The following is a 23,661-nucleotide window of genomic DNA, read 5'->3' on the forward strand; positions in this document are numbered from 1 at the left end:
TCTCCGACTCGTTGTTGCAATCACCAACTACGAGCGAGGAAACGAACCGGGCTGTGAGAAGCTATGAGATGGATTCTATGACACGCTCAAATAACCAAAGAACGCCGGGCAGCAGTACTTGAGAGCGTCAGTTGGCGAGATCCTTCACAGTGTTCGCGATATCGTTGAGGAGATAAAGCACAGAGAGCCCGATGCCGATCCAGATCCAGGTGACTGCAGTACCCCACTCGTTCGTGAACTCGAGTGCGGCCCATACACCGAAGAAGGTCGATCCGAGAAAAAGGCCAACGACGACGAGAATGTTCTTTATCGGTGGATTCCCCCAGCAATACAGCTCGGTCCTAGTTTCGTTCGCTGTGCTCAACCTGTTGGCCAGCCATACTTTGAACACGTGTGGTGAGCGGTATCTGTCTATTGGTTTTCTTAAACGGACATGGAAGGAAGGGGGGAGCGAAACGCACTGGTAGGTGTTTAATAGGGCTGCACGACCCGAACAGGTGATCGAACATGAACGGGCGTATTCAGCGGTTACGGGCGTTGTAGGGCTACAGCGGTGGAATTGCTTGCTCTGATTCCAACCGGGTAGGAATCGGCTGGCAGTGCATGTGTCGTGTCTCCGTAGCAGCACCTGTCTATGAGTGACCAGGCAGAACTGCCACCTGGCAGGCTTTCACGGCGCGAGGTCGTCCTCGCTACTGGTGTCGCGAGCGTCTCGGCCCTTGCGGGGTGTATGTCCGACGAGACACCGCCACCGGAACAAGAGTCACCATCGGCGTCGACGGTGACAACACACTCCTCGCCTGCGCTCGAACGCTGGGTGGACGAGGTCCCACGGCCGGGTGTCGTCGACCCAACTGACGAGAAAGACGGCCAGCCCTACTACGAGATCGAGATGACCGAAATCGAGCAACAACTCCACCGCGATCTTCCACCAACGACAGTCTGGGGGTACGACGGCCAGTTCCCCGGGCCGACGATCGAGGCTCGACAGGGCGAACCGATCTACGTCCGCTGGCAGAACAAGCTACCCGACGAGCATCTGCTCCCCGTCGACACGACGATTCACAGCGATATTATCCCGTACGAAACGCCCGGCGTCCGCACTGTAACCCACCTCCACGGCGGAAACATCGAGTCGGAAAGCGACGGCAAATCGCAGGCGTGGTACACGCGTGACTTCGCGGCGACCGGCCCCGAATTCGAGCAGAAAGACTACTACTACGTCAACGACCAGCCAGCCGCAACGCTCTGGTACCACGACCACGCGCTCAGTATCACCAGACTCAACGTCTACGCCGGCCTCGCCGGCTTCTATCTCCTCCGAAGCGACGAGGAAGATGCACTCGAGTTACCCCAGGGCGAGTACGAAGTTCCGCTCGTCCTCCAGGACCGGAGCGTCACCGACGACGGCTCCCTGTTCTACCCGGCGGCTATCGCGGACGAACAGAGCGGACGCGGGAAGTCCCATCCAGAGCCAAGCATCGTGCCGGAGTTCTACGGCGACACGTCCGTCGTGAACGGGAAGGCCTGGACGCGCCTCTCCGTCGACCCCACCACCTACCGGTTCCGACTCCTGAACGGGTCGAACAGTCGATACTACACTCTCACGCTACTCGAGTACGATGAATCGACGGGCAAGACCGGCAACGAGGGGCCGGCGCTCGTCCAGATCGGAAACGACGGCGGACTGCTCGCAGAACCGGTTCCCGTCGACGACCGACTCGAGATCGGTTCCGGACAGCGCGCTGATGTTGTCGTCGACTTCTCCGAGTACGCGGGCGAGACGCTGCTCCTTCACAACGACGCGCCCGCGCTGTACCGTGGCGACATGAGTTCGGCCGATGATGACATCGTCCCGCTCCACGAGATTCTGCTCGTCGACGTTGCGGATGGTTCGGGTGCTGCGGACGGTTCGGGCGCTGAAGACGCCACGGGCGGGACGACAGAGGAGAGCGAGGCAGCACCAGAAGGGACGACAGAGGCAGTCCCGAACGAACTGGCGCACGTCCCCGAAATCTCGCTTGAGGATGTCGACACGAAACGGTATCTCACGCTCACGGCAGACGAAGACGAGCACGGGCGGATGGTTCATCTCCTCGGCACGGAGGACGAACCGGACGGGCTTGCGGTCGACGATCCGGTGACCGAGGAGCCGACAGTCGGTGACACCGAACTCTGGAGTTTCGCCAATCTCACGGATATGTCCCACCCGATGCACCTCCACCTCGTCCACTTCCAGCTACTCGGCCGGCAGCCACTCGGGGAGTATCAGTCGACCGAGGACGAGCTCGATCTCGATGCACTCGAGTCCCCGAAGGCGTACGAACAGGGATGGAACGACGTGATCACGGTCCATCCGGCGGAGGTGGTCCATATCCTCGTCCACTTCGGGGAGTACGAAGGGGTGTTCAACGACCAGACGGGGATGTACATGTGGCACTGCCACATGGTCGAGCACGAGGACTACGATATGATGCGTCCGTTTGCGGTTCGGCCGGCATCGGAGTCAGAGAAAGACCCAGCGTCCGAAGCGCAGACTGAAGCTGAGACACGGGTTGCGTCCGAGTCCGACTAGGGATCGGGGCCAACGGGCGCAGCCAGCACGTACTGGACTGGACCGGTTCGAACACTCGCTATCGGTGCAAGGACGGGATGGACGAAGCTGTGGCCCTGACGTATTCCTGGCATCCAGCGAGGCACTGACGCAGCGACTGCTGGGGAACGCGAGCAGCAATGAAGAAGACCCAGCCGACACTCGCTGCTGTCTGTCCCTCCTTCTGGTAGCTCCCGGAGACACCTGACGTCTTCAGTGACCGCTCCCGTGCCGTCGCTCGGTGCGGACCGTCGACGACCGATCGAGCGACAGACTCACGAGTAGCCGGACGCGCTTACACCCCCATTGTGCTGGATTCCTGTGTCGTCTGGAGAGTCGAATCCCTTCTCAGGGCAGTGTGTGACTGCCGCCGACAGTTTCAGCCGTCGACGCCACGTGTCACCGGGCCGTTCCGGTCGTCACAGTCACGTGTTATTGGGCTCTCTCAGTCGTTGCGGCCACGTGTCATCGCGGTGTCCCGGTCGTCACAGCTACGCGTCATCGCGGCGTCCCAGTCATCACAGCCGCTCACCTGGAATCGCCGCATCCACCGGCAACAGGACGCGACGTTCGGTGTACTCGAGTCCGTTCTTTCGCTGGCTGGTGCGCCTGATCGCCAGCCGATTCCGCGAGAGATCGAGCAAGGCGTCGATCGTTCGCGAGACGAGTTTCTTCGCGTATGTGTCGCTGATCCCCGACTCCTGTCTGCGGATCCAGTGTTTCATGTCGCTCGCCGTGACGTACTCGCGGACGTTCTTGCACCCCTGTTTCCACGGGTTGTCACCGACGCCCGGATCGGTGCGCGCCTTCCAGAGCGCCGCCGCGAGCCGGGTGGGAAGCGAGGATGTCGTTGCACGACGCATTTCGTCGTCCATCCTCGCGAGTTGCTGCACCGGGAGCAGATCGCCGTGGGCAACGGCGACGTCGCCACCGCGATCGAGCGGGTCATCGCTCTCAGGCAGGCGGACGTACTGCGCGCCGTCGTCCTTGGTGATCCGCTCGAGACGGCCATCGGTGACGTTGATCGCACTAGGGTCGACGTGGTCCTCAAGCAGGTGGGCACCCTTCTCGAGTTCGCGCGCCTGGAGTTGGCTGACGCGGTCTTTGTTCGCCGCGAGTTTCTTTTCGTGGGCGTCCAGTCGGGCGTCGATTGGCTCAATGGGAGGTCGTGTCTCCTCGAGTTCAGTGACGCGGCTCTCGAGACGTTCGTTTTCCGTCCGGGTGCGGTCGAGTTCTTGCTCAAGGTGCTCGATCCGGGTGGTTTTCTGTTCGAGGGTGGCCTCAAGTGTCTCGAGTCGTTCGCGGAGGGACTCGAGTTCGGCGGCGAGTGAGTTGGTGGTCGATTGGTCGGGGGTTGTGTTGGTGTCGGTGGCGGTGGAGGTGTCGGTGTCAGTGCCGGTGGTGGTGTCGGTGACGGTGCTGGTATTGGTGTCGGTACCGGTGTCTGTGTCAGTGTGGGTGGTGTGCTCGGAGTTGGTGCTCATTGTGATCGTGGATGTATCGTGGGGTGTGTCGGTGGGCAGTTGGAAGGCGAAACAGCGGGCGTGCCGTGGACGACCGTGCGGGCTACTGGCCTCGACGGCGCAGCGCGAACGATAACCGATCTACGTGTACGCAATTGGGGCGTGAGTCGTGGCAGTGGCCCAGTTCGATCGTCGGCACTCAGTGACGGTGGGGCAGGCGTTCTACTGTGGTGAACCACCGTCGGCGAGAGGCGCTGGACGGTCGTCCGTGGCTGTCGTGGCCGAGTTCGGCGGCTGGTAGGCACAGCGCTGGCCGGGATAGTACCGCTGTGCGAGGACCTTCGCGGCGTTGTGATCGGCGGAGACAGTACCGACGAAACAGCCGGGGTTGGTACAGCGGAACGTGGGGCTCTGCGTGCGCTTGCCGATGACGCCGCAGGCGTGACACTCCTGCGAGGAATAGGACACCGGCACGGTCGTCACCTCGATGGCGTACGCGGCGGCGACGGCTCGGAGTCGGAACTGCGCCGCCGGAAGGAGCCACGCCGTGCCGCGGTGGGCGTTGGGATCCGTCAGCCACGCCCAGAGGTCGGGCTCGAAGTGGCTGTTCTCGGTGACCAGCACGGGCCGGTCGTACGCGCTCGCGTAGTCGCAGATGGTTCGCGCGGCGTCGTCGAGACGCTCGAGAAGCGCGGTGCGGCGTTGCTCGACGTACGCAGTGATCGTCTCGCGGTCGTGCTCGCTGCCGAGCAGGTGGGCGACCTGTGCTCGGAGCTCGTCCAGGCGGGTGCAAAGGTCGTCGCCACAGATTGCGTAGGCTCCCTTCCAGTCCGGCATCGTGGCCGGGCAGGCGGTGTAGAGGTTGTACTCGCCGAGGTCGACGCCGATCGCGGTCGCAGTGCGGTCGGCGGCAGTCAGTTCGGGAGCGACCCTAGGCATGGCGATCACCCGCGGACGAGGGGGTGGACTGGGATGGGTACTCGAGTGATGCGTCTCGTCGGTCGGGACCTTGAAGGTCCCGTGGATGCTTGTCGGACATGGCTTCCGTACCGTGATTACGGGAGCCGCTGCGGGCCGGTGTCGCAGCACCGACTCGCGTTTTGCCGCACTTCCCAACGAATAGTTGGACGTACGGAATCTCCCGTTAGCCAATCATTATAGACTCCACTGTAATAAATGTAGCTACGATATCGTAATAGATAGGTTTCGATATAGCAACCAAACTCTGGTATTTCGATGGATGTAAGCACTGGTTCTGCGAGTTCGAACTAATGAGAAAGCCCGGAGGTTGGATGCAGAATCCGACTGACGACAGAGTGTTAGAGATTCTCGACACCGGGTTACTGCTTGGTCCAACTGCAATTGCGAAGAACATCGACAAACATCGTGTTACAGTGAGTGACCGGCTGAGAGAACTCCAGAGATATGGGCTCGTAGAGTGCCCCGAAGAAGGGTATTACGAAATTACTGAGCAAGGGAAGAGGTATCTTGAGGGTGAACTCGACGCCGATGAGTTAGGAGAGTCGACAAATGAAGGTTGATTTGGGATCAATTCGTGTGGTCCAATTTTTGATGGATTGTTGTTCTGGTTGCCGCTATAATTGATGTGATCGGTTGAATCTGCTGTGTTGGTTCTCAGAGGCCAAATAGGTGTTCGTGAACACAGAGCGTTTATATCAAAAGAACCAGTCGTAAAGCAACCCAATACCAGAAACATCATTGGCTAAAATTGTTACTCTCAATGAGTATACAGCACTGTTTCAATATGCACACAACAGATCAGGGTTCGTGTGCATATTCGAGAAACCAATTTTGTCGACGTACAACCCCTGAGTGGAAAAAGATACGTAATTTTGATATAGATGGTAGGTATGATCCCTAATTGATATATAGTCCCGTCAAAATAACCAACTATGACCGGTTCTAAGAACGAAGAAAAGAATGAGTCAGAACACGACCAGAAATCATGCTATAATATAATATCCGTATCTCGAACACCAGAAATATCACCGAATGGTACAATAGAAATTGAATTATATTATACTGGATTTGGTTACCCAGATAAAGGGAAAATATACCTGAATTTTGGAGGAATCAATCCAGATAATGAGGGAAAGATTGTCTCTTCGATGAGAATAGGAGAGACAAATGATGGCTCAAAAGTGGTTGCAACAGGCGAAGATTACTTACACGAAAATGAATTTCCTGATGATGAAATATCAGGGTTTGTACATTTAATGGAACCTAGTCATTTTGCACCTGCTAAGATCCCCGACAGTACTACAATAGAGGATGTAATCGCCCCCAATATGGGAGAAAACAAGCATTCTGGACATCCTCCTTTAGTTGTTCATATTCCGTGTTCAGGTTTGACACCTGGTGACTACAAAATAACAGCTACCCTGACATATGCAGATGGAGAAAAGGTGGAAAATAGCACTGATTTTGTAGAGGTTTATGTTCAAAATTGGGTAGAAAGAAACCAATTTGAACTTCGATTAATTGCAGTGGTTTTAGGTTTAACAGGTCTTTTATTTGCTATCGCTTCTTTCGGGATAGATGTATTGACTTACCTCAATATTGGCTGACTGCCGATCGGGAAAGAGTGCAGGACGTATTAAGTCTGAAAATATCTCCGTTCTGTTCTTTAATTGGAGACACTTGCGCGGAGACAGGATAGAGGCGCTGTGATTTTTGCGCTGTCGCCTTGGAGACAGTGTAGAGGTAGGGCGGTAAGTTGGACGGTTGGCCTTAGCCACAACCTCCGCCCAGCAGTGTGGTTCACCACCCAGTTCGAGTTACTGGGGACTCGATACGGGTGAGTCCACATTGATTCACACCCTTGCCCGCCAGATCGCGTGCGTGTCCTTCCCCGCCCGCACAGCCCCCCAGTAATCCAACCACGGACACTCCCACCACACCGCGCCGCGACCAAACCTATCACCCAGTGAAACACAACCCACTGCAGAAACGGGCTCGACAACTCCCAACACACCACCCACGTCTCAGTTCGGTACTCAAGTCCCGAAGACGCGCTCCGAAATCGAGTGCCAGAGACGAGAGATTCCTGTCACGGACAGCGACTCTATCACCGCGCTAGCCGACAGAATCGTCCCACCTACGTTTCGAGTATACGTCTCACTGAAGAAGGTCGACGCATTCGGTCGCGAATACGCCGTCTACGTCGACGGAGAGTTCGCAGTTGATATCTCGTCTCGCAAACGGAAACCTCAATATTTCGGAGTTATTTCTCGAAAATAGAATACTCTCGTGCGTCCGTTTCGTGCTGAAGAGTCGCGTTATACCCGATCCGTTGCAATTGACGCAAGTACCGTCAATGGTATCACCGTTACCGTAGCTGTTCATGCAGAGCGGAGTGAGGAACTCGAGATTCTCAGTAGCATCTACTCGGCTGCTGAGGACTATCCGTTTTACCCGTTCCGAGACAAGTCGCACGATCTCGAATATCGGAATTCGACTAGCTTCTTCGAGGAAGTGGTTCAGACGAATGCTGAGCGGCTGCGGTCGACTGTCCACCTCGGTGGAGATAACTCCGGCCCAGAGCGTGTCGAAGCTGTGCAGTCTGCCACGCTTGTAAACCAACTTGATCTAACGGATACGCTTGTCATTCTTGATGGCGACGAACAGAAAGCAAAGAGATTCGGGAACGCAATAGCGGGAATTTCAGATGAAGTACCACCGGTTGCAACGTGTATCCAATCGGAACTCTACTACCCGTCTTCGCTGTTGGCCGATCTGTGCGCAACCTGGCTTGCACACGAGATTGATCATCCGCGCCACTGCTCAGAGGTAACGCCAGAGACACCAGTCACCAAAGAGGCACTCAGCTACTACTGGGGTCCTGCGTATAACTCGGTGGTTACTGCATCAGAGTCAGTCGTGGTCGAACCCATCCAACAATATCGTGCAGAGACTGTTAGAACGAGAGTGAACTGCTGGTTCGAAGGCTATATGGGCGGTGGAGAACCGTTTCCGACAGATCGCTCAGTGAATGCTGTCGTAAGATATGCAGAGCGACAGGGGTACGACGAGCTGGCGGCGAAGCTCGCTGAAATTTAGGAAACAGGTGCAGTTCCTGTGCCCACGTCCGTCGTCAACGCCCATTGGTTTGCACCGCCGGGCTTGCGGGCCATGGTCACACAGGCTCCACGCAGCACCTCTGCGCTCGGCTTATTCTATGAGGGGTGGGCGTATATAACTAGCCTTTCGAACGAAGATCGAGTTTAGTTACGGCTGAAGGATGAAGCGGAGTGGTTTGCAGTTGGCCTATCGAAAATCTCCCCCTCAGTTGTTGTAGCGACTCGTTCCACATTGGCTTCAGCTACGTTGATCCAGTTCCCATCAAGGGCGTGCATCCTCCAGTATGGGACCGGTACCAAGGATGAGTCCGTTGAAGAGAGGTGCAAACGTCCCCGATACCGAGTTCCCAGACCGCCTCACTACTCACCAGCTCAATATGCTGGTCCGCGAATTAATATATCTTCGCGGTGTAGGGGTGGACGACCGATGAGCAACGTAAACGAGGAAGCAGAAGCTGACTGGAAGGAGGAAACAACCACCTTTCAGCGAGTAAAATCCGTCGTGAGTCGAGCGTACGACGGACAGACTGCAGGGGAGATCGCAGAGCGTGCGCTCGTTGCTGAAAACACAGCTCGAACCCACCTCGAGGACCTTGCCGAAGATGGGTTCGTTGAAACAGCGACTGACCCAACGACGAAAGCAACGCTGTACGCTCGATCGTGGGCCTCGCTTACGTTCGAGCAAGCCACTGATATCCTCGAGAACACAGATTCGGACACGCTACTCACGAGGGTGCAGGAACTGCAGACCGAGATCGAGGCGTACCGACGGGAGACCGGTCTCGACGATCCAACGGACATCGCCTGGGCCGAGACCGACGCTGATGAGGAGACGATCCAGCAATGGAAAACCACTCGTCGGAATCTAAGCTTCGCAAAAGTCGCCCTTGCGCTGGATCAGGCAGAAGACAACGTCCGAAAAACCGTGACGACATAGATGGCATCGTTCGACGATACTGATGAGTCACACAGCCTCAGAGGAGTGATCGATCGGAAATCCTTGCTCGACGTTCGCGACATCGCCGAGACCCAGGAACCGCTGGCGACAGCTGAACTCGACGACTATATCGATCCCGGTGAACTCACGATCACCCTCGACGACGGGATCGGTGACCACACAACTGGTCGATTCGACGTGCGGTGGTCGACTGAAGACGACTACAATATCCACTACTCGGATCCGTCCCACGACTTCCGATGGGACGTCCACCTCCACAGCTACACCGAACCCAACGATGACGGCCACCATCATCCACCACCGCGTGCATCGAACGATGATGACGACGTAGAAGACTCCTGTATCGACGTGCGAGACGTCGAAACAGTCTCCAGGGCAGTACTCAAGGCCTGGAGGCACGCCTACGAGAACGACTCGTTGGACGTCATAAACGGACTCGAGAATCCTCCGTAACTGTACGTCGTGATAGAACCCTTCTAAGAGACCCTTCTCGAACGAGAGGAAGAGAGTTCCCCGTCCCTTTAGGACCGTACAAGATCGGATACCATCGCGTCACACTACGCTACTACCGGAAGAACGCTACACTACAACCCCCACCCGTGTGGATGCGCACGTTTGAGAGATCAGTATCCACGTGGTCCCTGTTGGCACCCCGAAGCGGGGCGGACATCTATCGGCTGAAGAGGGTGCTTTTGATTTGGTCGTAGAGTGATCCGGATTGAGTCGGGTCAGTCATCCCGCGCAACTCCGCCCAGGTGATCGGGAGGTCGGGCCGGAACTCGTGGGAGTAGCCTGGGATATCGGCCTGGAAATCATGGTACGGTGGGTACAGATCGAAGTTTTCGTACTTGCCGGTAAAGCGGTACTGGCCATGACCAAGCACACGGTACTGTTCAGGCGGTTCCATTCCTCTCATGAGATAGCAGTCCCGAATCTGACAGCGGAGGTTGTAGTCGAGATAGTCTCGGAAGGAGACAGGATCGATTAGCGGCGCTGGGACGACATCGAGGGAGGCGTCAGGATCTCTGTCAGGACTGTCTCCGTGCCAGGTTGTGGTCCGGTCACCTCTTGCGACGTAGTACTCGATTCCGATCCCAGAGACGGACTCAATCGCACCAGTGTCGTCGAGATAGATCTCCTGTTTATATCGGACTGCGTTGTCAGAACCGATCATCTCGGCGGGGAGTTCGTGTGGGCGAGTCGTCTCACCAACGTCGACATCCGGGTCGTCGCGGTAGTGACTCAGACTCTGCTCGAGCAAGTCGCCGAAGAAGTGGTCGATATCGTCAGTCGAAAGCGCCTGAAGTGCCTGACGAACGTCCGCAAAGCGGTCGGCGTTGAGGTCCCACGGAATGGTGTCGTAGTCGGTCTCCTGGGCGATGTAGTACTGGGCATACTTTCGGGCATGCCCGACGTGTTCGCCTTCACTGTGGGTGCGTTCGGCGGCTTTGTCTGGATAGCCGTCTTGATTGTGGGCAGTTATTTGTCCGTCTGACTTTCGAATGTCTATGATATGCTCTGCGCCACCATTATCACGCAGATTTATCCCTATTAACTCGTCTGTCTCACCAGTGATTACGGCTTTCATATTTATACATGCCCTCCTTCACCAGCGACATTGTCGCCCTCGCCAGTATCGTCTTCGAGGTCGAACTCCTGATCGGTTTCGAGACCAAGTTGGTCTCGCAGGATCTCTTGTACTTTGCCGGCGACCTGTTCGCCGAACATCGTACTGAGGAGTGCTCCAAGGGGAGCGCCAACGAGACCACCAGCGACTGCCCCGCCTGGGCCAGCCATTGCTCCAGCCGCCGTCCCAACTGTCCAACCTCTGCTTGCTCCTTTGACCATGCTACTTGTGGAATCCTGCACTCGACTTGCGACATCGACATCGTGGTGCTCGATCCACTGGGCCACCCCTTTCGGAGTCTCGACAGAGTCGACCAGATCCATTAGTTGCTCCTTGCTGAGACGATAGGTTTTGCTCGTCGCCTCGTCAACCTTCTCTTCGCCGGTCTCAAATAACCCGCTAGCCTTTTCGACGACAGCTTCCCCGGGATATCGTTGCACATGCACCTCCGTTCCCATCCGGTTGATCGTCACAGGGCCATCCGCGAGTGCGTCTTTGGCAGCTTCGTCAGCTTCACGCTCTAACTGCGGGTCCGGATCGATCTCGAGGTCAGCGCCCGCCTTGGGCATCATACTGACCGTCGCGCCGCCGTTTTGCTGTTTGACGTGTGCAAGTTCGTGGGCCAGCAAGAACTGTCCCTCCGAACTCTCCGGGTCGTACTCGCCGGAGTTGAACACGACATCGTTCCCACAGGTAAACGCCTTCGCGTCGATCGCGTCAGCGGCCTCCGCCGCTTTCGCACCCGTGTGAATGCGCACGTTCGAAAAGTCAGTGTCCATGCGCTCCTCGAGTGCCCGCTGAATCGGCTGGTCGAGAGGGGTCCCGCTGCCACTACCGAGCACGTCCAACACGGGCTCGGGAATGTCCGAAGGCCTGGTGCCGGTACCCTCGATCGCGCGCTGGATGTGCTGTTGTTCCTCGGGGCCGTAGCCGCGACTTGAAAGTGGTCGCCGGCTCGCGCGCGGAATCGTTGAATCTACTGGGAGATCGGCCAGATCAACGGGCGACCCCAGTTCCGGATAGGGATTCTGGGCCACTGATCCGGTGGCGACTGTCCGTGCTGACGCTCGCTGGATCGACTCCTCGGACCGTCGACGCGACTGTGAGCGCGGCGACTTCTCGGTAGATCGACTCGAAGTGTGCGCTGAGTCCTGCTTCTTTTGATCACGATTCTGGTGCGACGGCATGGTTAGGTCTCCCTCCGATGTACTGTCCAACCCGACCACGTTTCGGTCATTGTGTGAAAGCCTAATCTATACTGCAATAATAATTTCCCTTCCGCTGGAATGTACGATCGAGCGGGACCACCCGCACAAGCAGTCGGGCCAGGACCAGTGCAGTAGTCCTGCTCTTCGGAGTTTGCTCGGAAAATTGTGACCACAAGTTCGGTATTTGGATTTCTACAAACAATCAACAAGGAAACATTTGTGTCAATTCTGAGAGAGCAGTACAAGTGTTGTGAATACGGTTTCTGGGGTTATTGGACACCGACCGCACACCAAACGTGGCGTCATGGAGCAGACCTCGTTGTCACTCTAATGCTGAGTTGGAAGTCCAGCGTCTTGACGAGAGTCTGCGCATCACTCAGTCACTCGAGTTAGCTGTGAGACGTTCGGTTGCCGCTTGATATTCAGGAACGTCTTCAGGAGCAATCCGTTCGATCGACCAGATCAGTGAGTCACCTCCAGGGAGAACGTGTCCGTGTAGTCCGATATAATTACTTTCCTCGGTTGCTTCACCAGCCGTAGAAAACTGTTCATTGACTCCGCTGAGTTCTCCGGTCACTTCGAAATACGCTGCTTCCTCCTCCCAAATAGGAGGGATATACGCTTGGTACGGTGGGGGGGATGTATCATTCGCATCTTGACTGTGTTGATTCGACTCTAGTGTTATCGTTTCAGCTACTGGTTCTGACTCGGCAGCACGAATGGTCACTATTACATCTACACTTCCCTCATGCATGTTCAATACTGACACATATACTAATCCCACATCGTCGGAAGTGAGGGGCGAGGTACACCCAGCAGTACTTGAGACAAGTCCAGCAGCGGCCGTTCCGAGGAGTTTCCGTCGACTAAAATTCATTCAATTAGTGTCTATATCCAACCTAGACTACAATAATGTGGTGGGTATATCCGAAAGGCTAGTTTGGTCTGTTTCCAGTTAGTCAGACTCGCGGCCGGGAACGATACGATTGGGGCCGCCGGAGGAGATTATCAGCGAGCAGTTGCTTGCAAACGTCTTCTATAGTAGCCACTGCAAGTCACTGCACACCTGATCGCACGACGGCAGCGCGGGTCGGAGCGAGTGAACTGAGCGAGAACCGCGAACGTGCGATCAGTGTGTAACTAGTTGCAGTTNCACGACGGCAGCGCGGGTCGGAGCGAGTGAACTGAGCGAGAACCGCGAACGTGCGATCAGTGTGTAACTAGTTGCAGTTGGTACTATAGGCCGGGGGGACCATCACTTACGACGCCGAACTGCAGGTGCTCCCTGAGCAAGCGCTGCAAACTGACGATGAGTAACGACAATATCGGAACACTTTTAAAATTTTAGGCGAGCCTAAAGCGTGATGAGCGACGACAGCCACCGACCGAGGCGAGCGGTACTGCGAACGAGTGTAGCAGTTGCGGGACTGGGTACCATCGCTGGGTGTACGAACGAGGGTAGAAACGAGAACGAAGACACCGAAAACGACACCGGGGGCGGCTCGAGTGGGAGTTACTCCGTAACGATGGAGCCCGTCGGTACCGTCGAGTTCGATTCGGTCCCCGAGACGTGGGCGGCCAACAACGGTAGCTGGGCCGACATGGGCATCGCGCTCGGGCAGGAGCCGCCGGAGTGCGTCTGGCTCACCAACCGATATCGGACGCAGTACTACGACGAGATTCCCAATGTCAGCGTCGACAAAAGCGACATGATCGCATTGTCGGAACAGAACGCCGACAAGGAACTCTTCTATGAAATGATGGCCGACGTTCACGTAATGGATCCAAACTTTCTGATGAATCGGTTCGACGGCTGGGATCAAGACGACGTCGACGAGGTCAAAGAACACATCGGTCCGTTCTTCGGCAATACAATTTTCAATCAGGAATATCCGTGGCACGATTACGAGTACCTTACGCTCTACGAAGCGTTCGAAAAGCTTTCTGAGGTATTTCAAGAACAAGACCGATACAAGGCCTTCGCCGAACTCCACGACGAGTTTCAGGACGAAATTGATGAGATCGTTCCCCCAGAGGGTGAGCGTCCGGACGTCGCAATCCTCTGGCCGACCGAGGCCGAGGCCAACACATTCTATCCCTTCACGATCGACGAGGGAACCAGCTTCAAGCAGTGGCACGACCTCAAGGTCAACGACGCACTGGGGAAAGCAGGAGTTTCGGACTTCGCCAGCGACCGCGGGACGATCGACTACGAGAGCCTGCTCGAGATCGATCCCGACGTGCTCCTGATCCGCGGTCAGGAGGACATGACTGCCGCCGAGTTCCAGGACGAAGTCGTTTCGGAGATGGAGAGCTACAACTTCGCAAGCAGCTTGACGGCCGTCCAGAACGGCGATGTCTATCGCGGCGGCCCGCTCTACCAAGGTCCGATCACAAACCTCGTATTGACCGAACGTGCAGCACAGCAGCTCTACGATGTTGAAGAAGAACTGTTCGACCGGCAGGAAGTCAGCGACATCGTTAACGGAGAGTTCTAACGAGTCACTCCTTCAGTCAACCCTTCGCTACGCATGGATACACTCCACGAACTACGTGATCAGCCGGAGACCACTGAATACGACCTTGTCGTCGTCGGTGGGGGTGCATCGGGGCTTACAGCCGCAATGTTCGCTGCTCGCTACGGGCTCGACACACTCGTATTCGACAGCGGCAGTTCCGCTATCAGGCGGTCGTACTCGATCGAAAACTACCTCGGATTCCTCGCAGTCAAGCCGGAAACGTTCCTCCGTCTCGGCCGTGCACACGCCCGTTACGAAGGTGTCGAACTCGTAGATGACCTCGTGACGGTGATCGAGGAGCGAGACGGGCGATTCCGTGTTCGGACCGAGAACAACACGAGCGTCAACGCATCGTCCATTCTCGCTGCTTCTGCGTACAACGCAGACTATCTCACTGGGCTTAACAACGGCACGTTCCACAACAAAGGGGAGCATCCGGTCGACTGTGATGAGGCTACTGGACGCACATGCGTCGATGGACTCTACGTTGCCGGGTGGCTCTCTGGGCAGCCACATCAAGTACTCATCGCCGCAGGCCACGGTGCCCGCGTCGCGAAATCGGTCATACGCGACCGCCGACTCGAGCAAGGATACTGGGAAGGGATTGCGGATTACTGGGACTGGTCAGTCGAGGTCGGAACATACGGCGACGAGACGTGGCATGACCGCATCGACGAGTGGATCGACTCGACACTCCCGGAAGACCACGCAATTTCCGATGAGCGGATCGAGCGAGTTCGTGAAGCAGTAAAAGAAGAGCGACTGGCATTCGAGTGTTCACCAGCAGAACGCGAGGCTCGAATGGAAGATACCCGACAACTCCGTAAGGTACTGTTTGAGACGGAAGAGCGAGCTCCAAGGACGTCATAGAAGTGTTCTTGTACCGTGATCACGGCCCTTCACAGATTGTCTCCACCAAGACACAAGGCTAGCCCAGAAAGCGAGAAGGGCAATTATTGTTGGAGATTTGATTAGCGGGGAGGGTACCAGTCGGACCATGGTTCGAGCCGTTCGAAAGCAGCACTAGCGGCGATGATGTCACCTTCTCCAAACCTAGGTCCGGCAATCTGCATACCGACAGGAAGTCCATCCGCAACTGTCCCAGCAGGAAGCGACGCAGCTGGGTGTCCGGTAAAATTAAGCAGATATGTTGGACACCACCCGATTCGTGGGTCAACCAGCTCACCGTTGACGCGTTCGGGACCTAATGTTTCCCCATCAGACACGTTCTTGACTGATGGGTGACACACCGTCGGGGAGACAAGCAGGTCATATTCGTCGAAGAGATCTACCAAGGTATCGTGAACTGCAGTCCGGACAACGTTGGCGTGAAGGTATTCGGTTGCGGACGTTCCCTTGCCAGACTCAATCAGATCGACGAGCCCATCACTCACCTGGTCCCTGTGGTCGCCGATCAAGTCGATATCGTCGTGTTCAGTTAGCCACTCGTTCAGTGCGGCCAAATTGGCTCCCACTAAGTCGAGCCAGATCTCGGTCAGTTCGTCATGAGAGTAGCCAGTTGAAATAGATACTTCCTCCACGACCGCGCCAGCACACTCGAGTGTTTGAGCCGCATCAGCGACAGTCTGTTCAACATCATCTCTGACCGGAAACGTTCCGTAATCTGGTGTGTAGGCGATCCGCATACCTTCGATAGAACGCGTGGTAGCCCGAGAAAAGCTTGTATCCATATCAGGGAGACTAGCCGGGTCACGAGGGTGAGAGCCAGCGACCACATCGAGAAACAGGGCAGCGTCACGGACTGTCCGTGTGATTGGACCGTGACTCGACCGGATACCGAGTTCATCCGCAAACGCGTCCGGGCGAGTCGTCTCGGGGACCCGACGGAAGGTTGGTTTGAGTGCGTAGACACCGGACCACGCGGCCGGAATCCTGAGAGATCCCCCGGCGTCTTTCCCGTGGGCGATTGGTACAAGCCCGTCCGCAACCGCAGCGGCACTGCCACCAGATGAGCCACCGGCGTTACGAGTCAGATCGAAGGGGTTTCGGGTCGGTCCTCGGAGCGGGTTATCGGTGATTCCTTTGTGATCTAGTTCCGGCGTGTTCGTGGTTCCAATAACTATTGCACCCGCAGCTTCGAGTCTCTCCACAAACGTTGAATCCGTCTCGCTAACCGACTCTCGAAACGGTTCTATCCCCATCGTGCGGGAGAAGCCGGCTTTCGAGGCTGCTGATTCTTTAAGTGCCACCGGGACGCCAGCAAGCGGCCCAACAGGTGACCCCTGTTCGATGGCATCCTCAATCCTTGTCGCACGGTCTAGAGCTCGGTCAGCAGCGACCTCAGCAAAAGCGTTCAGATCAGAATCCCGGCAATCGATCCTTTCTATAAATTCTTCTACAACTTGTACTGGTGATAGTTCACCCTGCCGGACGTGCCTTGCAATATCTGCTGCGGAGATGAATGATACGTTCATACGTTACGATCGTGCGTATAGAATTTATTTGTTTGTTTCACACTCGGGGCAGGTAATTACACCACCACTAAAAGGGAGCAGTAGGTATTTTACCTCACTGGAATGAATCAGAACTAATGCAAGAATCACTACGCAAACAGTGTACTGATGCTAACGTCGAATTCGTTCGGTTGCTCTGTGTCACGAACGACGGGATGATCCGCGGGCAGGCAGTCAACATTGACCATCTCGACTCGGCTCTTGAATCGGGGATTCCGCTGCCAAAAATGACTCAGTCGTTCAATGCGATCGGCTACCGAGTGAAAGACGCCCAGTTCGACGCTGTTGGGGAGGTCCAACTGATTCCCGATCCGACTACGTTCCGTGTATTACCCCATGAAGATCGGACCGCGGCGGTGCTGTGTGACTTAGTTGAGCACAGCGGCAAACCGTGGGACGCCGATGCACGATCAACGACTAAACAGCTTGTTAGTGAGTTCGAATGCGAGGGGCTCGCACCTACTATTGCGGCTGAACAGGAGTTCCATCTCTACGCTGAACAAGCAAACGGCGACCACGAACCATACGACCCGAGGGGAGAGTATGCGACCGCAAGTATGCGCGCGAGTCGGGCACTTATTCTCAAAATGGTCGACGCGCTGAAAGCACAAGGGATCGACGTGCGGAAACATCACCCAGAGTACACTGCCGGCAAAAACGAAATCGTGGTTGGACACGGCGACGGAATTGCTCCACTTGATGATGCCGTGTTCTGTCGGGAAACAATTGCAGGTGTGGCCGAACAAGAGGGGGTGGCAGCGACGTTCTCACCATATCCGTTCGATGGGGCAACAAATGGCTGTCACTTCCATCTCTCGCTGTGGGACAACGACAAAAACATCTTTGCACCGTCAGACAATAGTGCGGCTCTGAGCCAACGCGGGCGGCATTTTGTCGGCGGTGTGCTCGAGCACATGCCCGCATTACTGGCGTTGACATCGCCGACGGTGAATTCTTTCGCCCGTCTCCAGCCGACCAAGAGTGTCTGTGCGTACAATTGCTGGGGCGTCGGCAACCGAGAAGCAGCCGTGCGTGTCCCAGAAATTCGTCCCGAAAACCGCACGAAGGCGACCCGGATCGAGTTCAGGCCTGCGGACAACACTGCTAATCCATATCTTGCAGTTCTCGGACTGCTCGCTGCCGGACGAGACGGTATCAAACGAGAACTCGATCCCGGTCCGCCAGTCAACAGCGATCCAGAGACCCTTGATGCTTCGACCCGAGATGAGCGCGGGATTGAGCGACTTCCGCGATCGCTCGGCGAGGCGATTGCAGTACTCGCTGCTGACGACGTACTCACTGATGCATTGGGTGAAACGTTGACCAAATCGTATCTAGAAATCAAACGAAGCCAGTGGCATGCCTTCCTAGATCATGCAGACTCATGGCACAGGGAAGTGTATCGCGCGCGATTCTGATTTCTTCTCATCAGAGTCGAAAAATAAAAATGAGCTGCGAACGATATGATGGTTGCTATGACCGACAAGCCCCAGATAGAACGCCTCCAGGTGTTCCCGTTCAAATCACTCGATGGTACCAGTCTGAACCATGTTGAGATCCAGCCGGGTGAGTCTCTCTCGTACGACCGGGAATTCGCACTCTTTGATAGAAACGGTGAGATCTGGAATGCAAAGCGTGACAACCGGCTTCACAAGATTTCCGCCGACTACGATATAGAAGGCGAGAAAATAGCTTTGGACGCCCCATCTGCCGAACCGGCAACTTTTGATTTTAGTGACGAACTCAAAGCGATTGAGACGTGGTTTGAAGAGGTACTTGACGGGCCAGTCAAAATTCGCCGTGACGGTGAACAAGGTTTTCCGGACCGACCAGAGCTCGGTCCATCAGTTGTTAGTACGGCAACCATCGAGACGGTCACATCTTGGTTCAACGATCTTACGGTAGAGGGGACTCGCAGACGGCTCCGAACGAACATCGAGGTATCAGGTGTTCCAGCGTTCTGGGAAGACCGTTTCGTTGGTGACGATGCGCCCGCATTCGAGGTTGGAGGACTCAGATTCGAGGGGGCGATTCCCTGCGGTCGCTGTGTCGTGCCATCACGCGACCCGGATACCGGTGAAGCACTACCGGAGTTTCGAAAACGCTTCATCCAGAAGCGACGCGAATCCTTCCCGAGCTGGGCCGACGAAGACGCCTTCGAACATAAATTTGCACTTACCACAATTACCAGCATCCCGGACGCATCTGCAGGGAGCCAACTCCGTGTCGGCGCGCCAGTTACAGAACAAGATCCGATCTGAATGGCCGTCGCACCACGGACCGGAAACGAGTCGTACTATCAAGTTTGTTTAAACGAATGAAGGCCTTTTGTCGGGACTGTCCGATTATAACCGTTCACCGGCCATATGAGAGAGATATCAAACACATATGAGTGAATCAAATCAACAGAATGAACTTGCGCGGGCAGCAGAAAGCGAACAAGTGTTTGTCGGCGCGAGTGTCGAAACTGCCTCGGAACAGCTCGTGGAACTATATGGGATGCTTGGACTCGATTGGGTGTGGATAGATCTCGAACACAAAAATCCGAGTCCCCGTGACGGAGCGACCATGGAGCGATTGGCCCGTGCCGCTGAGTGTGGCGGGGCCGAACTCGTGGTACGGTTACCCGATGGAGATCCCGCCACGATTCGAAAAGTACTGGACACTGGCGTCCGGAACGTTGCCATCCCGCGTGTCGAAACCGCTGCCGAAGTTGAACGTGCTGTACGCACTAGTCGGTTCGAGTACGACGGTGATCCCGGACGCCGCGGACTCGCACAGGGACGAACAAGCGGTTATGGTGCGGCCTTCGACGGAGAGAAGTCGTACCACGGTATAGAAGACGCGAACGTGCAGGTCGGCGTCCTCGTTGAGAACCGGACAGCCGTTGACAACATCGAAGACATCGCTGCCATAACGGACCTTGGATTTGTCTTTCCTGGTCCAGGGGATCTCGGTGTTTCCATCGGGAAGACACTTGAGTATGAGGATCCAGAGGTCCGCACGCTTTTAGAACGAGTTCGAAAAACATGTGTCCAACATGATGTTCCGCTCATGGGGGTCCACGGCAGTAACTTTGCGGGACCAGAGGGACTCTGCGAGGCGGTCGAACAGGGCTACCAGTTCATAAATCTCGGCAACGAGTTCGGTTTTATCACGAAAATGATTGAAGAACGGTTAGAGTGGATCGAAAAGCCTGGAAACGTATAAAACCAGAATTGTCGCTGTCCTGTCTCGAGTCTTGAAACGCAATAAGTACCTGTTAGATCCCACAGCATCAACGATATAGTACCAACTGCAACTAGTTACACACTGATCGCACGTTCGCGGTTCTCGCTCAGTTCACTCGCTCCGACCCGCGCTGCCGCCGTGCGNCCAACTGCAACTAGTTACACACTGATCGCACGTTCGCGGTTCTCGCTCAGTTCACTCGCTCCGACCCGCGCTGCCGCCGTGCGATCAGGGGTGCAGTGACTTGCAGTGGCTGCTATAGTCGGCCGTCGACTGTGCCCGCTTCCGTTCGACGCGTTGCAGGTAGCCTCGAGTGCATCGATAGTGACCTCGTCCTCGATACTCCACTGCAAGACCCACCAGAATCGGGCACCACGTAGCCGACCGACTCGAGGAACGCGGTCGGGATCATCTCGTAATGTTCCATAGGCGTAGGCAATCCCTCTGGAGGTTGTGTCGACAACCTCCTGATACGGAGGTTAGTTGTCGAAACCGACGCCGTCGCGAGAGAGCGAGAGAGCGATAGTTCGACTTTGGTGTTCCACGCCCGCGAGAGTTTTCAAGAGACAGCCGTGACCAGTGAAGGTAGTCACTCAGACTCTTGTCTGCAATGTCAACTTCAATCCACGGATCCATTTCTTGAGACGGGTCTTCCAACCACGGTACTCAACATCGATATCGATCGATTCGAAGTGATGGTCTTTCGCGTCAATGTAGAGGACAGTGGCGGAGGAGAGCGAGTCAGCGTCGATCCAGAACTGGCTTTTCTCGGCACCACCATCCGCAACTCGTGTCCGCAAATCGCTGTCAAAGGTGTCTGTTCCCTGGCCGCACACAACCGCCTGTTCGTACACAACGAGGTACAGCACTTCGGGAGGTGTCCGAATCACGGCGACATGGTCGCCGTCCTTCGGTGCCGGGAGAAAGACCGTCTGTGGTTGGCGAACCAGCGGGTCTTCGCTGATAACTTCCTTGTTGATATCACCATGGAGGTTCAACTCGATAAAATCTGCGTGCACTCTTTCGCCCGCGTTATCTCCACTCATCCCCACATCCACTCGAGAAGGCCGTGTTCTTCAGGTTGTAATTCGAAGACGATCATTTTCTACGTTCTGCTACAAGCGACTCAGATAAAAAGTACTGTTTACGCAGGTGTCTTGCTCGGACAGATAGATGAAGGATCAGAGCGGCGAATAGTGGGTCGTGTGTAGGGAAGGCAAAGATGAAACGGAGTGATTTTTAGCTGATCTATGGCGAAAATGCCCGACTCAGTGGTTGGAGTGACTCGTTCATCATAGCTTCAGCCCGTCAGTTCAGTGACTACCGAAACATGGCTACAAGCCGTCACCGTCTGGTGAAATTCGCGTCAGTGAACGACCCAGCCTACTTGGAGGCTTGCATCGCCTCGTTGAGAATGGGGGTTAGCGCCCTCTCGTTCAGCGAAACACGATGCGAAAGAGATCCAGCGGTTGCGCTGCCCCGCGAAGAGTTGTGTGCCATAATTCACCACAAGATGTAGTGGTGCTATAGTGGTGCTGAGTGGAACCGTTATCTCCAACAATCGAGATGATCATATGGAACTGAAGTCAGAACATCGCGGGCAAGATGCGACCTGCATTTAGCAGACTGTTCGTATCGACTCTCCAATATCCTGGCAGAACTTTTCCCGTGAATCGCCTCGGGGTCAAGCCCCGAGGCATTCTCCGATGCTGTTTGTAAAACCCACCACAGACAGTCTTCGTTTTGTGTACTTCGACCAGATATTTTCGCGCGAGATGAGGGAGAGGGGCGTAATTTTCGGCACTTCCCCTTGAGTACAGTGTAAAGTGGGCACCACCAGTCACACCACGCTACTACCCAGAGAACGCTACAACCCCCACCCGCACAGTTCCCAAGTAGCCCAAACACGGCCGCCCCCACCACAGACCCGCGAGCAAACCCGCCAACCCAGCGGGACACGACCCCTACAGAAACGTACTCGAGTACCCCCACACCCAAACACCCCGCCGTCGCAGCGTGGTACTCGGATCCGGAAGACGCGTCCAAGGTTGAGTGCCTGAGAGGAAAGATCCCTGGCATGGATAGCGCCACTCTACAGCCAAGCACTAACGACTCGAGGTCTGAGAACGCCACCGGGACCGAGGGAAGTGAGCACCCGTGGCCGGCTTCGATCTCGAGCGCGAGATCTGGATCGTGCTGAACGCCGCGGACGACAGCGACCCGACCACTCGGAAGTGGTTTTTTCGTCGACCGCCAGCCCGGCGAAGCGACGTTGCCGGAGCTGATCACGTGAAAGAACCGAATTCGGGCGACAACCACGAGCAATGACGGACGACTGCGCTCGATTGTAGTCCATACTCACCGGCAATCGCGGGGGACAGCACCCAAGCCGATGTGTTTTGTTCGTGGTCGGCTATCTATAGACTCGCATAGTGGGTTTCAATGGTAATAATTATTTCTAATCAGGACGAGCTCTCTTCAACACAATATCATAATGCCAATCCCCAATAACTGGGTTATGTTCCATGGCAACCAGAGCCAACGGAGAACTACAACAGGTAGAACAGCGAGACGTGGATGTAACGCTCCACGCCACGAACCTCACCAACCCCTCGCACATGGAGTGGACCCACGACGGGCGGTTGCTGGTGGCAGAACGAACCAATGGCCGTCTCGTCGATGCAACCGAGGGTGGCGACTTCGGAGGACTGAGCGACGATGACGACCGCGTTTTTGCCCACGGGATGGAGGGACCCTCCAGTATGGCGATGCTTCCCGATGGCCGAATTCTCGCGAACGAGTGCTGGGCTGGACGGATCGTCGACATCACTGACGGCGGAAACGCTGCCGAGGCTGAGCCGTTTGCCACGAACCTCGCGGGACCGTATAGCATCCTCTACCACGATGCGACTGACTCAGTTTACACCACGGTTAGCCCGTCGAGCAGGCGTAGCCGAATCATCGACGTGACGGGCGGCGGTGATGAGCCAGATGACCATCCAGTACTCGTCGACGACATTCTGGTTCGCGACAAGTTCCCCGGAATGACGCCACGCTCTGCGTGGCCGGACAACTGGGAAGGGCACCAGATCGACTGTGGAAGCTGGGCCGTCCCCGTCGAAAATGACGTACTGTACAGCGTCGGTCCGCTCGGTCAGATGGTACGGGCAGACATCACTGCAGAGGACAGTCCAACAACCCACGCTGAACACCTCGATGCAGAGCGTCTCGTTGCGCGCGGACTCAACCGCGTTGGCGGGTCGGTGTATAACCGGAGCGATGGGCTCGTCTACGCGGCAGAACCCTTCAATGGAAGCGTCGTCGCCGTCGATCCAACCGGCAACCGTCAGTATCGGTTCGATCCCCGCGTTGTAGAAGGGCTCGTTCTCCCGACCTGCGTCCGGTTCGGCCCGGACAACGAGCAGATGTACGTCTGTGGACGCGGTGAAGGAGTCGTGTATAAAATCTCTAACTTCCGGCCATAGACG

General features: G+C 56.0%; 19 protein-coding genes. 12 read left to right on the top strand and 7 right to left on the bottom strand.

Going from position 1 to position 23,661, the window contains the following annotated elements; translation table 11 throughout:
* Positions 1-127: 127 nt before the first annotated feature.
* Positions 128-364, bottom strand: coding sequence for a hypothetical protein (locus C482_RS15610; RefSeq protein WP_241431942.1), 237 nt, complete (start codon positions 362-364; stop codon positions 128-130).
* 270 nt (positions 365-634) lie between these two features.
* On the opposite strand from C482_RS15610, the gene C482_RS15615 reads away from it, so the two are divergent.
* Positions 635-2,575: a multicopper oxidase family protein gene (locus C482_RS15615; RefSeq protein WP_006168691.1), complete on the top strand. Its 1,941-nt coding sequence runs from the start codon at positions 635-637 to the stop codon at positions 2,573-2,575.
* Between the two features lie 536 nt (positions 2,576-3,111).
* Here the strand turns inward: C482_RS15615 and C482_RS15620 are convergent.
* Positions 3,112-4,077, bottom strand: a complete 966-nt coding sequence (locus C482_RS15620) for a hypothetical protein (RefSeq protein ID WP_006168692.1) — start codon at positions 4,075-4,077, stop codon at positions 3,112-3,114.
* 201 nt (positions 4,078-4,278) lie between these two features.
* Positions 4,279-4,995 (bottom strand): zinc ribbon domain-containing protein, encoded by a 717-nt coding sequence (locus tag C482_RS15625; protein WP_006168693.1) that lies wholly within the window; start codon positions 4,993-4,995, stop codon positions 4,279-4,281.
* A 332-nt stretch (positions 4,996-5,327) separates the two neighbouring features.
* Here C482_RS15625 and C482_RS15630 point away from each other — a divergent pair, with 332 nt between their 5' ends.
* From C482_RS15630 to C482_RS15645, 5 genes are all read left to right on the top strand, one after another.
* A complete protein-coding gene (locus C482_RS15630) occupies positions 5,328-5,597 on the top strand; it encodes an IclR family transcriptional regulator (RefSeq protein WP_006168694.1) in 270 nt (89 codons plus the stop codon).
* A gap of 372 nt (positions 5,598-5,969) precedes the next feature.
* Positions 5,970-6,644: a hypothetical protein gene (locus C482_RS21280; RefSeq protein ID WP_152422028.1), complete on the top strand. Its 675-nt coding sequence runs from the start codon at positions 5,970-5,972 to the stop codon at positions 6,642-6,644.
* 682 nt (positions 6,645-7,326) lie between these two features.
* Positions 7,327-8,136 carry a hypothetical protein gene (locus C482_RS15635; protein ID WP_006168695.1) on the top strand — a complete coding sequence of 270 codons (810 nt, stop codon included), beginning with the start codon at positions 7,327-7,329 and terminating at the stop codon, positions 8,134-8,136.
* 447 nt (positions 8,137-8,583) lie between these two features.
* A complete protein-coding gene (locus tag C482_RS15640; RefSeq protein WP_006168696.1) occupies positions 8,584-9,093 on the top strand; it encodes a winged helix-turn-helix domain-containing protein in 510 nt (169 codons plus the stop codon).
* Positions 9,094-9,567: a hypothetical protein gene (locus tag C482_RS15645; RefSeq protein ID WP_006168697.1), complete on the top strand. Its 474-nt coding sequence runs from the start codon at positions 9,094-9,096 to the stop codon at positions 9,565-9,567.
* A gap of 217 nt (positions 9,568-9,784) precedes the next feature.
* Here C482_RS15645 and C482_RS15650 read toward each other — a convergent pair whose 3' ends face one another.
* Together C482_RS15650 and C482_RS15655 are read right to left on the bottom strand one after the other, a co-directional pair.
* On the bottom strand, positions 9,785-10,702 hold the full coding sequence (locus tag C482_RS15650; RefSeq protein ID WP_006168698.1) for a hypothetical protein: 918 nt from the start codon (positions 10,700-10,702) through the stop codon (positions 9,785-9,787).
* A gap of 2 nt (positions 10,703-10,704) precedes the next feature.
* Entirely contained in the window at positions 10,705-11,928 is a 1,224-nt protein-coding gene (locus tag C482_RS15655) for an eCIS core domain-containing protein (protein ID WP_083858636.1), read from the bottom strand.
* A 1,385-nt stretch (positions 11,929-13,313) separates the two neighbouring features.
* On the opposite strand from C482_RS15655, the gene C482_RS15660 reads away from it, so the two are divergent.
* Together C482_RS15660 and C482_RS15665 are read left to right on the top strand one after the other, a co-directional pair.
* Positions 13,314-14,447 (top strand): ABC transporter substrate-binding protein, encoded by a 1,134-nt coding sequence (locus tag C482_RS15660; protein WP_006168700.1) that lies wholly within the window; start codon positions 13,314-13,316, stop codon positions 14,445-14,447.
* A 33-nt stretch (positions 14,448-14,480) separates the two neighbouring features.
* Entirely contained in the window at positions 14,481-15,338 is an 858-nt protein-coding gene (locus tag C482_RS15665; protein ID WP_006168701.1) for an NAD(P)/FAD-dependent oxidoreductase, read from the top strand.
* 101 nt (positions 15,339-15,439) lie between these two features.
* On the opposite strand, the gene C482_RS15670 is transcribed toward C482_RS15665, so the two are convergent.
* Positions 15,440-16,903 carry an amidase gene (locus tag C482_RS15670; protein WP_006168702.1) on the bottom strand — a complete coding sequence of 488 codons (1,464 nt, stop codon included), beginning with the start codon at positions 16,901-16,903 and terminating at the stop codon, positions 15,440-15,442.
* A 116-nt stretch (positions 16,904-17,019) separates the two neighbouring features.
* Between C482_RS15670 and glnA2 the strand changes: the two genes are divergently transcribed.
* The 3 genes from glnA2 (at position 17,020) to C482_RS15685 (ending at position 20,152) form a co-directional block, all read left to right on the top strand.
* The gene (gene glnA2, locus C482_RS15675; RefSeq protein WP_006168703.1) at positions 17,020-18,360 is read left to right on the top strand and encodes a gamma-glutamylputrescine synthetase; all 1,341 of its coding nucleotides are present in this window, start codon (positions 17,020-17,022) and stop codon (positions 18,358-18,360) included.
* A gap of 48 nt (positions 18,361-18,408) precedes the next feature.
* A complete protein-coding gene (locus C482_RS15680) occupies positions 18,409-19,203 on the top strand; it encodes an MOSC domain-containing protein (protein WP_006168704.1) in 795 nt (264 codons plus the stop codon).
* A gap of 127 nt (positions 19,204-19,330) precedes the next feature.
* Entirely contained in the window at positions 19,331-20,152 is an 822-nt protein-coding gene (locus C482_RS15685) for an HpcH/HpaI aldolase family protein (RefSeq protein ID WP_006168705.1), read from the top strand.
* A gap of 614 nt (positions 20,153-20,766) precedes the next feature.
* On the opposite strand, the gene C482_RS15690 is transcribed toward C482_RS15685, so the two are convergent.
* On the bottom strand, positions 20,767-21,231 hold the full coding sequence (locus C482_RS15690) for a hypothetical protein (RefSeq protein WP_152422029.1): 465 nt from the start codon (positions 21,229-21,231) through the stop codon (positions 20,767-20,769).
* Positions 21,232-22,698: 1,467 nt separating this feature from the next.
* Between C482_RS15690 and C482_RS15695 the strand changes: the two genes are divergently transcribed.
* On the top strand, positions 22,699-23,658 hold the full coding sequence (locus C482_RS15695; RefSeq protein ID WP_049896847.1) for a hypothetical protein: 960 nt from the start codon (positions 22,699-22,701) through the stop codon (positions 23,656-23,658).
* Positions 23,659-23,661: the final 3 nt, after the last annotated feature.

The sequence above is a fragment of the Natrialba chahannaoensis JCM 10990 genome (assembly GCF_000337135.1).
GTDB classification, from domain to species: domain Archaea; phylum Halobacteriota; class Halobacteria; order Halobacteriales; family Natrialbaceae; genus Natrialba; species Natrialba chahannaoensis.

What these genes read in the sequence shown, in the direction of transcription:
- C482_RS15615 (WP_006168691.1), top strand. Translation starts at nt 635, where the DNA reads ATGAGTGACCAGGCAGAACTGCCACCTGGCAGGCTTTCACGGCGCGAG.
- C482_RS15620 (WP_006168692.1), bottom strand. Translation starts at nt 4,077, where the DNA reads ATGAGCACCAACTCCGAGCACACCACCCACACTGACACAGACACCGGT.
- C482_RS15625 (WP_006168693.1), bottom strand. Translation starts at nt 4,995, where the DNA reads ATGCCTAGGGTCGCTCCCGAACTGACTGCCGCCGACCGCACTGCGACC.
- C482_RS15630 (WP_006168694.1), top strand. Translation starts at nt 5,328, where the DNA reads ATGAGAAAGCCCGGAGGTTGGATGCAGAATCCGACTGACGACAGAGTG.
- C482_RS21280 (WP_152422028.1), top strand. Translation starts at nt 5,970, where the DNA reads ATGACCGGTTCTAAGAACGAAGAAAAGAATGAGTCAGAACACGACCAG.
- C482_RS15640 (WP_006168696.1), top strand. Translation starts at nt 8,584, where the DNA reads ATGAGCAACGTAAACGAGGAAGCAGAAGCTGACTGGAAGGAGGAAACA.
- C482_RS15645 (WP_006168697.1), top strand. Translation starts at nt 9,094, where the DNA reads ATGGCATCGTTCGACGATACTGATGAGTCACACAGCCTCAGAGGAGTG.
- C482_RS15650 (WP_006168698.1), bottom strand. Translation starts at nt 10,702, where the DNA reads ATGAAAGCCGTAATCACTGGTGAGACAGACGAGTTAATAGGGATAAAT.
- C482_RS15655 (WP_083858636.1), bottom strand. Translation starts at nt 11,928, where the DNA reads ATGCCGTCGCACCAGAATCGTGATCAAAAGAAGCAGGACTCAGCGCAC.
- C482_RS15660 (WP_006168700.1), top strand. Translation starts at nt 13,314, where the DNA reads ATGAGCGACGACAGCCACCGACCGAGGCGAGCGGTACTGCGAACGAGT.
- C482_RS15665 (WP_006168701.1), top strand. Translation starts at nt 14,481, where the DNA reads ATGGATACACTCCACGAACTACGTGATCAGCCGGAGACCACTGAATAC.
- C482_RS15670 (WP_006168702.1), bottom strand. Translation starts at nt 16,903, where the DNA reads ATGAACGTATCATTCATCTCCGCAGCAGATATTGCAAGGCACGTCCGG.
- glnA2 (WP_006168703.1), top strand. Translation starts at nt 17,020, where the DNA reads ATGCAAGAATCACTACGCAAACAGTGTACTGATGCTAACGTCGAATTC.
- C482_RS15680 (WP_006168704.1), top strand. Translation starts at nt 18,409, where the DNA reads ATGGTTGCTATGACCGACAAGCCCCAGATAGAACGCCTCCAGGTGTTC.
- C482_RS15685 (WP_006168705.1), top strand. Translation starts at nt 19,331, where the DNA reads ATGAGTGAATCAAATCAACAGAATGAACTTGCGCGGGCAGCAGAAAGC.
- C482_RS15695 (WP_049896847.1), top strand. Translation starts at nt 22,699, where the DNA reads ATGGCAACCAGAGCCAACGGAGAACTACAACAGGTAGAACAGCGAGAC.